Origin of the sequence: Simiduia sp. 21SJ11W-1, assembly GCF_024138675.1 — a bacterium.
Classification (GTDB): domain Bacteria; phylum Pseudomonadota; class Gammaproteobacteria; order Pseudomonadales; family Cellvibrionaceae; genus Simiduia.
In genome coordinates this window covers 1,801,601-1,813,864 of the sequence record NZ_CP090959.1, presented here as the reverse complement: position 1 = coordinate 1,813,864, position 12,264 = coordinate 1,801,601, and the positions used below count along the sequence as shown (strand labels likewise).

Here is a 12,264-nt window from a genome sequence, read left to right as displayed (position 1 = left end):
TTCCGCGTCAATATTGAAATATTGACCCCACTGAATTAATTAGAGCAATTTTTGAGCCAATATATTTTTAAGCAATGGGCTATTGGCAATGTTGGCAATTTTTTGGGCGTAAGCCGGATCTGTTGCATAGCCTGCTGCCTGCAGCGCTTGGGCATAGCTTTTCGCACTTGGGCTGTTTTTAACTTCCTGGTAGCGTGGGGAGTGGGTTATAAAATTAGTAAAATCTTTAAAGGCGGCCTGCGCGCTTTCGTATTTCCGGAAATTTGACAGTAGCGTAATGGGCACACCGTCTATGTACTCCAATACCCGCTTGGCTACAGAGTCACCCTCCCAGCGGGCATCGGCTTTGATATTAAAGAAATTATGACTAGGGGCGCCTTTATCATCTGTTAATTGGTGCTCGCCCCAGCCCGTCTCCAGGGCTGCCTGCGCGATTACACCTTCCACAGCTACACCCAGAGCATCGGCTGTTTGGCGCGCTGCGTGAAATACCTCATCCACGAAGCGGCGAATTTTTGCCTCAGTAGAAGCGCTAGCATCGGTTTTAGCATCGGCGGCATTCACGTTACTTACCGGCGCGCTTGGTGCTGGTTCAGGTTCTTGCCCGCTTGTGCCTGCCGGGGCTTGAGCGCCGGCGGCATTGGTTGGCGGCGGCAAAAGCTTGCCGTATTGCTCTGTCATTTGGGCAAACAACGCTTCAGCAAGGCCCAGGCCGCGGCCTTGGGTAAGCGAGAGCGACATCTGTTGATCCAGCAGATCGCGGTGAAATTTCATTTCACTTGATTGGGTATAGTTACCCTTGGCAAATACATCCTCGGTGGCGCGCATGGTTTTTAGCAACTGCTGCACAAACATGGCTTCAAACTGGCGCGCCACTTCGCGCAGTGATTGTTGATCGCCCTCGCGGCCCATTTTTTTCACGTGATCCAGCGAGTTGAGATTAGTAAAGCTATCAACCTGGGTAGACTGAACGGGAAGGTTTAGGTTATTCATCTAGATCACAATAAGCTCGGCTTTGAGCGCACCAGATTGCTTGAGCGCCTCTAAAATGGCCATTAGATCGCCGGGCGCTGCACCCACCTGATTAACGGCGCGCACTATGTCATCCAGGCTTGTGCCGGTATCAAATTTGAACATGGGGTTTATTTCTTCCTCAACACCCACATTGGATTGCGGCACTACCACAGTCTGGCCTTCCCCCAACGCATTGGGCTGGCTTACCGAAAGTGCTTCGGAAACAGTGACTGTGAGGCTGCCGTGGGTAACAGCAACCGGCGAGACCCGCACATCCTGCCCCACCACAATGGTGCCGGTGCGCGAGTTAATCACAACCCGTGCGGGCTCGCGCCCGGGCTCTACATTAATATTTTCAAGTAGGGAAAGGTAATTTACCCGCTGTGCGGGATCTACCGGTGCCTGTACCGAAACAGACACGGCATCAACAGGTGCAGCAACATCCGGGCCCAGCATATTGTTGATACTTTCAGCCAGACGCTTGGCGGTGGTGAAATCGGGCCTGTGTAAATTAAATACTATGGCGCGCCCCTCATCGAAGCGGGTAGCGATTTGCCGCTCTACCATGGCGCCTGAGGGAATACGGCCCACACTGGGTACATTCACTGTCACCTTTGAGCCGTCGTTGCCTTCGCCGCCAAAACCACCCACCACCAGATTGCCCTGTGCAATGGCGTATACCTGCCCATCTATGCCTTTCAGCGGCGTCATAATCAAGCTGCCGCCGCGCAAACTTTTGGCATTGCCAATAGAGGAAACCGTAATATCCAGAGATTGGCCAGGTTTTGCAAAGGCCGGCATTTCTGCGTGCACCGTTACTGCCGCAATATTTTTTAGCTGCAGTTTAATGCCGGGCGGCATGGCGATACCGAACTGATTCAGCATATTTAAGAACGATTGCACCGTAAAAGGGGTTTGGTTGGTTTGATCTCCGGTGCCATTAAGCCCCACCACCAAGCCATAACCCACCAACTGATTGGTGCGCACACCTGCCACACTTGCGATGTCTTTCACCCGCTCTGCAACTGCGGCCAGCGGCAAGCAAGCCATCACTAAAGCAACAATCAAAATTTTCATAATGGCCATACCGGAGAGTTGAAAAATCGGCCCAGCCAGCCCATTTCACTGGCGTCAGAAAGCGCACCTCGGCCTGCATAACTCAAGCGAGCATTGGCGAGCCGGGTAGACAATACGCTGTTATCCAGGCTGATATCTTCGCGCCGCACCATGCCGCTTACCCGAATAAATTCTTCGCCTTTATTAAGTGTTATCCATTTTTCACCGCGTATTACCAAATTACCGTTAGGCAGAACATCGGTTACAGTAGCGGTGATATTGCCCTGCAAACTGTTGCTTTGGTCTGCATCAGATTCACCCACAAAATCGCGATCTACCTGGGTGCTGGTATCCAATGAATACTCCCCTACCCTGGGTTCAACACCGAACAATGTGCCGGTAAAGCTGTTGTCTGATTCTTTTTTCATGCTGACGCCCGAGCTTTTGCTGCCTACGGTGCGCTCGGAGAGCACAATGGTAATAATGTCGCCCACACGGGTGGCTTTACGATCGTCAAAAAACGATAAGCTGTAGTCGCCACGGTACAGAGAGCCATCGGTGGGCACTGGCGGTACTGGCGTATTTCCCAGTACCGGTGCGTAGAAGGGGTCGTTCGGCGCTGGCGGTTGCGATACCACGCACCCACCAAGCAAAGCGCCCAATGAAACCAACAGAGCTGAGGCGAACTTAAACATACACTGCATTCCTCTATAGCGAAGCGGCATTACAGGTTTTGCGTGATAAATTGCAGCATTTGATCCGCTGTAGATACCACTTTTGAGTTCATTTCGTAGGCCCGCTGGGTGGTGATCATATTGACCATTTCTTCCACAATATCCACGTTGGAATTTTCAAGCGTACCTTGCAGCACTTCACCCAGGCCGTTTTCACCGGGGGTACCTGCCTGCGGGTTACCGCTGGATGCGGTTTCCAAAAACAGGTTGCCGCCTATGGCTTCAAGGCCTGCGGGATTAATGAAATCCACCAATTGAATATTGCCCACCTGCTGCGGGTTAGGGTCGCCGGGAATAAACACATTCACGGTGCCATCTGTACCAATGGTAATGCGGTTGGCATCTTCGGGTATGGTAATGGCAGGCTCTAACAACAAACCATTGGCATTAACCACCTGGCCATCAGAATTTAAATGCAGCTGGCCGTTGCGGGTGTAGGAAATATTCCCATCTGGCTGGAGCACCTGCATAAAGCCGCGCCCGTTAATGGCAACATCCAGAGATTGATCAGTTACCTGCAGGCTACCGGTTGTAAATTGCTTTTGGGTACCCACAACGCGCACACCGCTACCCAGCTGTAAACCCGAGGGGAGCTGGGTGTCTTGGGTAGTTTGCGCGCCGGGTTGGCGTTGCACCTGATACAGCAGATCTTCAAATACGGCTCTATCGCGCTTGTAGCCCACAGTGGAGGCGTTCGATAAATTATTTGAGATAGTGGTTAACTGCTTATCGTGCGCGCTAAGGCCCGTTTTACTCACATAAAGTGCGGCGTGCATACTGGCATTCCTCTCGGTTCACGTACGTCAGGCTTGCGCCCTGATCGCTCTAATTCTTACGCGCCGGTGTTGGCAACAGCCAAGTACCGGCGCCCATAAATAGCCTTGGTGTTAACTTATTTGCAACATTCGGGCCGATGCTTCAGAGTTTTCCTGCACGCTGCCCATAAGCTTTACGTGTAACTCATACTGGCGCGCCAACGTAAGCACAGAGGTGAACTCGTGCATGGCGTTGACATTGCTGGCCTCCAGGAAGCCCGAAGTTACCTGGACATTGGCATCTACCGCTGCGGCCTCACCGTCGCGCGTCACAAAGTAGCCGCTCTCGTCTTTTTCAAGGTTGGCGACATCTGGGTTAACCAATCGCAAACGCGCGATCTGTGCCGGGGTTTGCGGGCCTTCGCCCGCGTTGATAATGGATATACTGCCGTCCAGCCCTACTTCCACCTTCTCTTGGGGCGGCAAGGCAATGGGGCCGCCATCACCCAACACAATCATGCCCTCGCTGTTGCGCAAGATGCCGTCGGCATCAATCAGCAGGTTGCCGGCCCGGGTGTAGGCTTCACGGCCATCTGGAAGTTGCACCGCCAAAAAACCATCACCATTGATGGCCACATCCAGCTCACGCCCGGTTTCAATAAATGCGCCATGCGCGAAATCTGTGGCGGGCGACTCTGTCAGTGCGTAGGCGCGCGTGGGGTGGCCATCGCCGTAAAACACGGGCATCGCCCTTGCCTGCGCGAAATCCGCCTTGAAACCATGGGTATTAATGTTGGCCAGATTATTGGAATGCGCGGTTTGCGCGCGCATATTGTGCTTGGCCGCGGTCATGGATACATAAAGCGCCTTGTCCATAGTTCTTCCTCGGAACGACAATTTTTGATCATTCGATCGTCATACCTGAGATAGAGCAAAAACAGTGCCAGAGAAAACCAACACCGGCCTTATGTAGCAAATGGCACCAACAAACAACGGCCTTAAGAACGCAGCTAAACAGTAAGCTAATGTGAGCTTGCCCACACCTTGAAGGCCATGCCTTCAAACGCTTTCTTGAGATGAGAGTTCAGGCGCAGCATGTTACCCGGCGCAAACGCCTTTTGAGGCCTGCTTGCAAAACAGGAATGAGAGGGTACAAGCCACTGCACAGCAATACTTAGCTAGCCGTCACCTAAACCCGTGCGAGTGAGGGTTACAAACTGCGCCCCAAGTCTCTGTGTCTAGACTTGGGGCGCAGAGGGTAAAAACTGTCATTAGCGCAGGTTGATGATGGTTTGGGTAACGGCATCGGCCGTTTCAATGGTCTTGGCGCTGGCCTGGAAGTTACGCTGGGCAATAATCAAGTTTACGAGTTGCTCAGACAAATCCACGTTGGAATCTTCCAGTGCTCCGGCATTGATAACCCCAAGGGCCGCAGTGCCGGGCGTACCTATTTGCGGAATACCCGATTCAAAGTTCTCAGCCCACATGGTGTCGCCGGCGGGCTGCAAGCCCTGCACATTGGCAAAATCGGCAATCGCTAGCTGGCCCAGCACCTGCGCCTCACCATTGGTAAAGCGGGCAAAGAGTACGCCCTCGTCATCCAGATCTATGCCCGAAAGCCTGCCGGTGGCGTAACCATTTTGATCTACATTATTAACTGCAAAATCGCTACCGAACTGTGAGGTGCCATCCATCACAACTTCAAAGTTGGAATTGGTAGGTGGCACCACAATGGGTAAGGCGCCACCCTGCAGGCGATTCAATGGCCCCTGCGCGCCATTGGGGTTGCCATTTTGATCAAGAGGCACCCAGTTGGAAATCAGTATCGGGTCGCTTAACAATGGATCTAATGCGCCATTAGAATCAAAGTGCAGATTGTACGATGCCTGGGTCGGCGCAACATTGCCGGGTGGCGGCAATGTTGTGTCTGGGTCGCCTACATCTTCGCCGTCAATCTGCACATGCATCACCCAGTGATTGGGCGAGGTGAGCGGATCGTTCGGGTCGTAGTTTTGACGTACAAAGTATTGCGTCATCACATGGTTGTTGCCGAGCGAGTCGTACACCGTAACCGAGGTTGCGTGGTTATAGGTGCCCTGATCGGTTGGGTCGAACTGGTTAATCACAAAAGGCTGGAAAGACGTAGCCGTAAAGGGGCTGTACAAACCGATAGCCGGCGGATTGGGATTGTTAATGGTGTAGCCTTCATCCAGCACCAGATCTATCTCACCGCCCACCACTATGCCGTTGGTGGATGCCAGCGAATTGCCGGCCCCAATGCCGTTGTTGGCAGGATCTGCTTCCAGCGTTTGCGAAGGCACGGCAGGATTACCCAATACTTCCACGGTATCGCCATCGGTAGTGGAGCTCATGATGAAACGTAAATCGTCACCAATGTTAGAGGTTACGATTAAATCCCCTGTTACTGCATCCAGGGTGGCGGTTACACCCGGAAGTGTTGAGGTAGATAAGCCGTTAATTTCGGTTTCAAGGCCAGCCAAATCATTGGCATTGAGGGCTACATTATTCAGGTTTATAACCATGTTTCCGGCGGCATTGTTGTAGCCGGCTGCCACAATGCGCGCGGTGGTAGTTGCCGTTGCAGTGACGCCGGCAAGCCCGTTCATTTCCGAGGCAATTTCACTGGCTGTTTGGCCCTCTGCACTGGTGTAGGTAATGGTTTGATTTGGCCCTACCACATCAATAGATTGCAATGGGTAGCCATTATCAACAGCGGGCGTTCCGGAGTTATCCTGAATGCTGCCCGCGCCAATTGCGCCGGCTAAACCCAGCACGCCAGCATTGCCGCTGCCATTGGTCAAGGTTACCTGCGAGGGCTCGCCATCTTGCAGCGCCTGAAACTCCAGGTGGTAGTTACCGCCGCCATCATCTACGGCCACGGCCAAAACATCGATGGGGGTTTGCGGCAAGGTGGGTGAAAAAATTTGCCCGTTAATCACGCCTTCAAGGGTACGCAAATCGTTAAAGTTGTTGATATTGGCAGGCACGCCGTTGGCAGTATTCAAAGTAATAGACACAGTGCCATTGTTGCCGGAGGTCGCTCCGGCCAGCTGTATATCAAAGGTTACGGTATTGGCATTAAAATCGAACCCCGCACCTGGCAGTGCAAAGTTTGTAGACGCAGCCGTGGATGTAGTGGCGTTTTGCAGCCCAACCTGAGTAACCCCAATGGCATTGCCATTTGTCAAAATGGTGGTACCTGAGCGCTGTAATACAGGCGCGTTGGCATCCAGATTCAACGCAGATTCCACCAAAGTGGTTTGCCGTGGTGGCTGATTGCCGGTTTGGATTTGCATATCGCCCACAACGCCGCCAATGACACCGTTGATATCAGCGCCGAAGCCCTGCAGGCGGCCATTGGTGTTGTTCACAATATAGCCGTCTTTATCTAAGCCAAAGGTACCTGCGCGGGTATAAAGTTGATCGCCGCCTTGATTCAAGATAAAAAATCCGGCGCCGCTGATGGCAAGATCCAGCTCATTTTCGGTAAAACTGATATTACCCTGGCTAAACTGTTGCGATACCTCTTGCAAACGCACACCGCCGCCGATGGTATTAACGCCCGCCCCCAAAATAGTGGTGGCATATACGTCACCAAATTCCGCCCGAGAGCTCTTAAAACCCGTGGTACTGGCGTTTGCAATATTATTGCCGGTAATTTTCAGATCGGAGTTTGCTGCACGAATGCCGCTTAACGCTGTATTGAATGGCATTGTAATACCCTGCTCTAAGGCTAGTTAAACTGTTTTACATCAGACATTGATACAGGCCCAATGCCTGCCAGATTCAACGTCAAGGATCCGTTTGAACCAATGGTCACACTGTTCACATTGGCACTTAATGCGGTATCTAACTGCGTGGGCTCGCCGTCAATACTCGCCATCACTTCAAATTTATACTGCCCGGGCGCAGCACCGTTGGGGAGCTGGCTGGCCCAATCGGTTAGCTCACCGTTTACCTCCAGGTACATGCCATCCCACCGGAATACCATTTCGCCCTTGCTCTGGTAGCCCACGGGAATTGATTCCACAAGCGAGCCAGATTCACTGTAAATATTCACATTCACATCGCTGGTGCTGGCGGGAATAGTTACACTGCCACTCACCACGTTGCCGGCTGCCAGGCTCGCATTATTTGTGGGCACTGTGACGCTTCGGCCCACCAAAGATGATGCCTGCAATGCCTGATTAGACATCATGACATTCGAAAAGCTGGAGAAATTGGTATTTAGCTTTTCCATTTCCTCCAACTCACTGAATTGCGCAAGTTCTGCAATAAATTCTGTATCTTCCTGGGGGTTGAGCGGATCCTGGTTTTGCATCTTCACCATCAGCAATTCCAAAAACTGCGCCTGGCCAAGCTCATTACTTTTTGGCGCGTCTTTGTTTTTCGAACCAATATCCAAGTGATCCAGCACGCCGCCAATGTTACTAATTCCAGACATCTTGCTGCCCTCTTATTGGCCCATGGTTAACACGCGCTGCATCATCTGCTTGGCGGAGTTCATAACTTCAACGTTGGTTTGAAAGCTGCGAGTGGCGGAGATCATGTTGGTCATTTCTTCAACCACATTCACATTGGGGTAAAACACATAGCCGTCTTCATTGGCTAATGGATGGTTAGGCTCGTAGCGCTGCTGTAAGGGTGCGTCACTTTCCACAATGCCGAGCACTTGTACGCCGGCATTGGCCTCCTCTGCCATTGCAGTGGGCATGAGCCCGCCACGGGCATTGTTCAGCGCCGTGGTAAACACAGGGTGGCGCGCGCGGTACACCTGATCGTAACTGGAGGCCGCCGACTGGGCGTTAGCCATGTTACTGGCGGTGGTATTCAGTCGCAGGCTTTGGGCATTCAGGCCGCTACCGGCAATTCCGAAGATGGCATTAAGCGACATAATTACTCCCCTTTAACCGCATTCATCAGCCCTTTAAAGCGGCTGTTGAGAAATGTGAAACTGGCCTGGAATGCCAGGGCGTTTTCCATGTATTGGCCGTGCTCTACTTGCTCTTCAACCGTGTTGCCGTCAACCGAGGGCTGCTGCGGTACCCGGTAGCGCAACTCTTCACCACTCACACTTTGCTGGCCGGCCAGGTGGCGCGATTGGGTGCGCGCCAGATCAAAGCCCTCGCGCTGCTTACCGCTAAGCTGCCGATTGAGCTCGGCCTTAAAATCGATATCGCGCGCTTTGTAGTGAGGGGTATCCGCGTTGGCGAGATTGTTGGCCAGTACCTCGGCTCGCCTGGCACGCAGATCCAGGGTTGTTTCAAAAAAGCCTGTGGTCTCGGCAAAACTGATGGCCATGGTGTACTCCTCACTCAAACACGTTACACAAATTTGTGCGCTATACCGCTATAGAGCAAACCCTGTGCCAGCCTGCTCACCATCTATAAGCCATTGTTTTACATAGATAAATATTTACTTAATGTTAAATGGGCAGGCCTTTGTTTCAGGAAAGCGGCAAGTTATTTCCGCTGCGGCAAGGAGGTGCGGCGGCAAGGAGGTGCAGCGGCAAGGCATGTGCAGCAGGCTAGCAAGACAGGAAGTAAAAAGACGCGGCAGTTGCGCCACGCAGAGGCTATTTGGCGCGGTAGAGAATTCCGGGGTTGCAATGCACCATGTCAAACAGCTCTGAAGCACCGCCAAGGCCTTCTGAGGCACCCAGAAATAAAATGCCATTGGGTTTTAATACACGGCGGATGCGGGTGAGGATATCGAGCTTAAGTTCGTGGCTAAAATAAATCAGCACATTGCGGCAAAACACCACATCAAACTTGCCAAGCCCGCCAAAGCTTTCCTGTAAATTCATGGGCTTGTAGCGGATACGCTGGGAAATTTGAGCCTTGGCCCGCCATTGTTCATCGGGCAAGGCGTCAAAAAACTGGGCCAAACGCTCGGCAGATAAACCACGCATTACCGTGCCTTTATCGTAGGTGGCATCGCGCGCGGCCTTGAGCATAGACGGGGATAAATCTGTACCTAAAATACTTAAATTGCTGCCAATGCGCAGGTTGTGCAATTTTGCAGACTCTTCGGCCACCATACTGATAGACAAGGGCTCCTGCCCTGAACTACAGGCAGCAGACCAAATGCTCACGCTGGCCTGTTCTGCAAAAAGCTCCGGGAATACGGTGTTTTTAAGCAGCTCAAAGGGGTAAGTGTCGCGAAACCAAAAGGTTTCGTTGGTTGTCATTGCATCAATCACAATGTCGCGCAGCGACGTATAGCGATTAGAAGATAGCTGTTGCACCAGCTCGCCTAGATCATTTAAGCCATGGTGGCTTAACAGCGGAAGTATGCGGGTAGTTACCAGATACTGCTTATTTTCGGCAAGAAAAATACCGCAGGCGCGCTCAAGGAAATCCCGAAAAGCGGAAAAATGGGCGGGATTTAGCGAATCCCGCCCAGTACGTGTGGGAATGCTCATAGCACCCCCCTGATGTGCACTGCCAGTGTGTGCGGCGTCAAATGGCAACCACAAGCCCTCCAGGCCAACTTGTTACTCCTCGTCAAGCATACTTTCGCCACACATGGATTTAACGCGCTCATTAACCCGCCTTGCCAAGTCATCTGGGTGGAATTTTGCAAGAAAATCATCCGCCCCCACTTTTTTCACCATGGCCTGGTTAAATACACCGCTCAAAGATGTATGCAAAATAATGTGCAAATCCTTCAACGCAGGTGTAGCGCGCACCTCTGCAGTAAATGTATAGCCATCCATTTCTGGCATTTCGATATCGGAAATCACCAACAGCAGTTCTTCGGTAACGCTCTTGCCCTGGGCCACCATATCGTTCAAGAACTCCAGCGCTTCACGCCCGTCTTTACACAGGGTGGTTTTAAGCCCCATAGACTCAATAACCCGCTGGATCTGCTTTCTGGCGATGGTTGAATCGTCGGCAATAAGCACATGCTTTTGCACCACCCGCTCGGCAATGCCATCTTCAATGACACCTGCGGTAATTTCTTCACTGATTGGCGAAACCTCTGCCAGAATTTTCTCCACATCAATGATTTCAACCAACTGCCCTTCCACTTCCGTCACTGCGGTTAGGTAGTTTTCCTTGCCTGAACCTCTGGGTGGCGGATGAATGTCTTCCCAGTTCATATTCACAATACGCTCTACTTTCTTCACCAGAAAGCCCTGGGTTGAGCGGTTGTATTCAGTGATGATCACAAAGCAGTTTTGAATGTCGGTCAATGCACCGTGGCCGGTTGCCTGATTCATATCCATGATGGATATAGTGCCACCACGAATATGGGCAACGCCCCGCACAACCGGGTTGCGCTTGGGGATAGCATTGAGCGGCGGGCACTGAAGCACCTCTTTTACCTTAAACACATTAATGCCATACAGCTGCTTGCCCGCAAGCCTGAACAGCAGAAGCTCTAGGCGATTTTGCCCAACGAGCTGGGTACGCTGGTTAACGCTGTCTAACACTCCTGCCATTACGGCCCCCATCCTGAACGCACTTGAGTCTATTGCCTGCCTTAAACATAGCCCAGATTACGGCGCTTCGCTCTACGGCATACAAGTTGCATTTACCCTCATACAGCGAGTTGATTGGCGCGTTTTAATGCTGCAATTGAATGCAGCCTGCGGCAAATCACTCTTCAATACATGCTCTGTATCGGCCTGTCACCGCCGACCTTGAGCACTAGAACAAAGCATAGGCCAAACCTCATGAAGTGTAAGTGGCTTTTTATTATCGCCTTCATCTCTGCGCCCGCCAGCGCCAGCACTGCCTGGCAGCAATGGCAGCCCGTAGCCGATAACGCAGCGGCAGCCATGATCAAGCACTATGAGCGCCAGTACCCGCACGCAGATGTGAATGTGACCATAGATCTGCCAGACAACCGCCTGCAGCTCAAAGCCTGCGACGAAAATTTGACACTAGATCTCGCCAATCCGCCTAGCAACGGCGGTAACCTGTCGGTTTTGGTGAAATGTGAAAGCCAGGCGCCCTGGTCTATTTACCTTAAGGGCCAGGCGGAAATCTGGCAGCAGGTAGTGGTTACCCGCCGCCCCCTCGGCCGGGGCGATGTGATAGAACCGGCCGATGTGGCCCTCAAGGCATTTAACCTGGCAGAAATACGTTCAGGCGCCCTATTTACCCCGGAAGCCGCCATTGGCAAAGAAACCAGAAGGCAACTTAAGGCAGGCTTTCCTATAAAAATCAATCAGTTAAATGAACCCATGGTGATCCGCAGGGGCGATAGCGTGCAAATTGCCGCATCCGCCGGGGGGCTTAAGGTACTGATGACAGGCACCGCACTGGCCAACGGGCGCCTGGGCCAGCAAATTCCTGTTAGCAACAACCGCTCTAACCGCAAGGTGCGCGCCAAAGTAGTGGCCGAGGGGCGCGTAGAAGTGCCGATGTAGGGCGCCTTTTGAGCCTCCAGCAAGCGGGTGCCAGGGGCCTAAGCCATAGCGTGGCAACAAAGCTATACTGACCATAGATGTGGCTAAAAAAATAGCGAAATTGGCATTAAAGTTTCTGAGCCCACGGCCGATACCCAGCTGTAGAAGCAGATTTAGTGCGATTGCCGGCATACGGGCGTGAGCGCCAAGGCTTTACAGGGTGATAAATGGCGACAAACAGCCAAATCACCCGGGTTAAATACCGGCCGGCAGGCTGTTTGTTTAACACGCAGGCACGGCCTGCAAGCGTGATGACAGCGTAGCG

The 12,264-nt window shown here is 52.3% G+C and carries 12 protein-coding genes; 1 reads left to right on the top strand and 11 read right to left on the bottom strand.

Features of this window, described 5'->3' with window-relative positions; genetic code table 11:
- Positions 1-39: 39 nt before the first annotated feature.
- The 11 genes from flgJ to L1F30_RS07950 form a co-directional block, all read right to left on the bottom strand.
- A complete protein-coding gene (gene flgJ, locus L1F30_RS08000) occupies positions 40-993 on the bottom strand; it encodes a flagellar assembly peptidoglycan hydrolase FlgJ (RefSeq protein ID WP_253361432.1) in 954 nt (317 codons plus the stop codon).
- A complete protein-coding gene (locus tag L1F30_RS07995) occupies positions 994-2,091 on the bottom strand; it encodes a flagellar basal body P-ring protein FlgI (RefSeq protein ID WP_253361431.1) in 1,098 nt (365 codons plus the stop codon).
- Positions 2,088-2,765: a flagellar basal body L-ring protein FlgH gene (flgH, locus tag L1F30_RS07990; protein ID WP_253361429.1), complete on the bottom strand. Its 678-nt coding sequence runs from the start codon at positions 2,763-2,765 to the stop codon at positions 2,088-2,090. The genes L1F30_RS07995 and flgH overlap by 4 nt, the downstream gene beginning before the upstream one ends.
- Before the next feature lie 29 nt (positions 2,766-2,794).
- Entirely contained in the window at positions 2,795-3,580 is a 786-nt protein-coding gene (gene flgG / locus L1F30_RS07985) for a flagellar basal-body rod protein FlgG (RefSeq protein WP_253361427.1), read from the bottom strand.
- A 111-nt stretch (positions 3,581-3,691) separates the two neighbouring features.
- Complete coding sequence (gene flgF / locus L1F30_RS07980; RefSeq protein ID WP_253361425.1) at positions 3,692-4,435, bottom strand: flagellar basal-body rod protein FlgF; 744 nt, start codon at positions 4,433-4,435, stop codon at positions 3,692-3,694.
- A gap of 395 nt (positions 4,436-4,830) precedes the next feature.
- Entirely contained in the window at positions 4,831-7,293 is a 2,463-nt protein-coding gene (locus L1F30_RS07975) for a flagellar hook-basal body complex protein (RefSeq protein ID WP_253361423.1), read from the bottom strand.
- A gap of 20 nt (positions 7,294-7,313) precedes the next feature.
- On the bottom strand, positions 7,314-8,024 hold the full coding sequence (locus L1F30_RS07970) for a flagellar hook assembly protein FlgD (protein WP_253361422.1): 711 nt from the start codon (positions 8,022-8,024) through the stop codon (positions 7,314-7,316).
- 12 nt (positions 8,025-8,036) lie between these two features.
- Positions 8,037-8,474: a flagellar basal body rod protein FlgC gene (gene flgC, locus L1F30_RS07965; RefSeq protein WP_253361420.1), complete on the bottom strand. Its 438-nt coding sequence runs from the start codon at positions 8,472-8,474 to the stop codon at positions 8,037-8,039.
- Between the two features lie 2 nt (positions 8,475-8,476).
- Positions 8,477-8,881, bottom strand: coding sequence for a flagellar basal body rod protein FlgB (flgB, locus tag L1F30_RS07960; RefSeq protein ID WP_253361418.1), 405 nt, complete (start codon positions 8,879-8,881; stop codon positions 8,477-8,479).
- A 274-nt stretch (positions 8,882-9,155) separates the two neighbouring features.
- Positions 9,156-10,004 carry a protein-glutamate O-methyltransferase CheR gene (locus L1F30_RS07955; protein ID WP_253361417.1) on the bottom strand — a complete coding sequence of 283 codons (849 nt, stop codon included), beginning with the start codon at positions 10,002-10,004 and terminating at the stop codon, positions 9,156-9,158.
- Positions 10,005-10,076: 72 nt separating this feature from the next.
- Positions 10,077-11,027 (bottom strand): chemotaxis protein CheV, encoded by a 951-nt coding sequence (locus L1F30_RS07950; protein WP_253361415.1) that lies wholly within the window; start codon positions 11,025-11,027, stop codon positions 10,077-10,079.
- A gap of 234 nt (positions 11,028-11,261) precedes the next feature.
- Here L1F30_RS07950 and flgA point away from each other — a divergent pair, with 234 nt between their 5' ends.
- Positions 11,262-11,960, top strand: a complete 699-nt coding sequence (flgA, locus tag L1F30_RS07945; RefSeq protein WP_253361413.1) for a flagellar basal body P-ring formation chaperone FlgA — start codon at positions 11,262-11,264, stop codon at positions 11,958-11,960.
- The last annotated feature ends 304 nt before the right edge of the window (positions 11,961-12,264 follow it).

Coding starts and splice junctions, on each gene's coding strand:
- flgF (WP_253361425.1), bottom strand. CDS start 4,435: ATGGACAAGGCGCTTTATGTATCCATGACCGCGGCCAAGCACAATATG.
- flgA (WP_253361413.1), top strand. CDS start 11,262: ATGAAGTGTAAGTGGCTTTTTATTATCGCCTTCATCTCTGCGCCCGCC.
- L1F30_RS07995 (WP_253361431.1), bottom strand. CDS start 2,091: ATGAAAATTTTGATTGTTGCTTTAGTGATGGCTTGCTTGCCGCTGGCC.
- flgB (WP_253361418.1), bottom strand. CDS start 8,881: ATGGCCATCAGTTTTGCCGAGACCACAGGCTTTTTTGAAACAACCCTG.
- flgC (WP_253361420.1), bottom strand. CDS start 8,474: ATGTCGCTTAATGCCATCTTCGGAATTGCCGGTAGCGGCCTGAATGCC.
- L1F30_RS07970 (WP_253361422.1), bottom strand. CDS start 8,024: ATGTCTGGAATTAGTAACATTGGCGGCGTGCTGGATCACTTGGATATT.
- flgH (WP_253361429.1), bottom strand. CDS start 2,765: ATGTTTAAGTTCGCCTCAGCTCTGTTGGTTTCATTGGGCGCTTTGCTT.
- L1F30_RS07950 (WP_253361415.1), bottom strand. CDS start 11,027: ATGGCAGGAGTGTTAGACAGCGTTAACCAGCGTACCCAGCTCGTTGGG.
- flgJ (WP_253361432.1), bottom strand. CDS start 993: ATGAATAACCTAAACCTTCCCGTTCAGTCTACCCAGGTTGATAGCTTT.
- L1F30_RS07975 (WP_253361423.1), bottom strand. CDS start 7,293: ATGCCATTCAATACAGCGTTAAGCGGCATTCGTGCAGCAAACTCCGAT.
- L1F30_RS07955 (WP_253361417.1), bottom strand. CDS start 10,004: ATGAGCATTCCCACACGTACTGGGCGGGATTCGCTAAATCCCGCCCAT.
- flgG (WP_253361427.1), bottom strand. CDS start 3,580: ATGCACGCCGCACTTTATGTGAGTAAAACGGGCCTTAGCGCGCACGAT.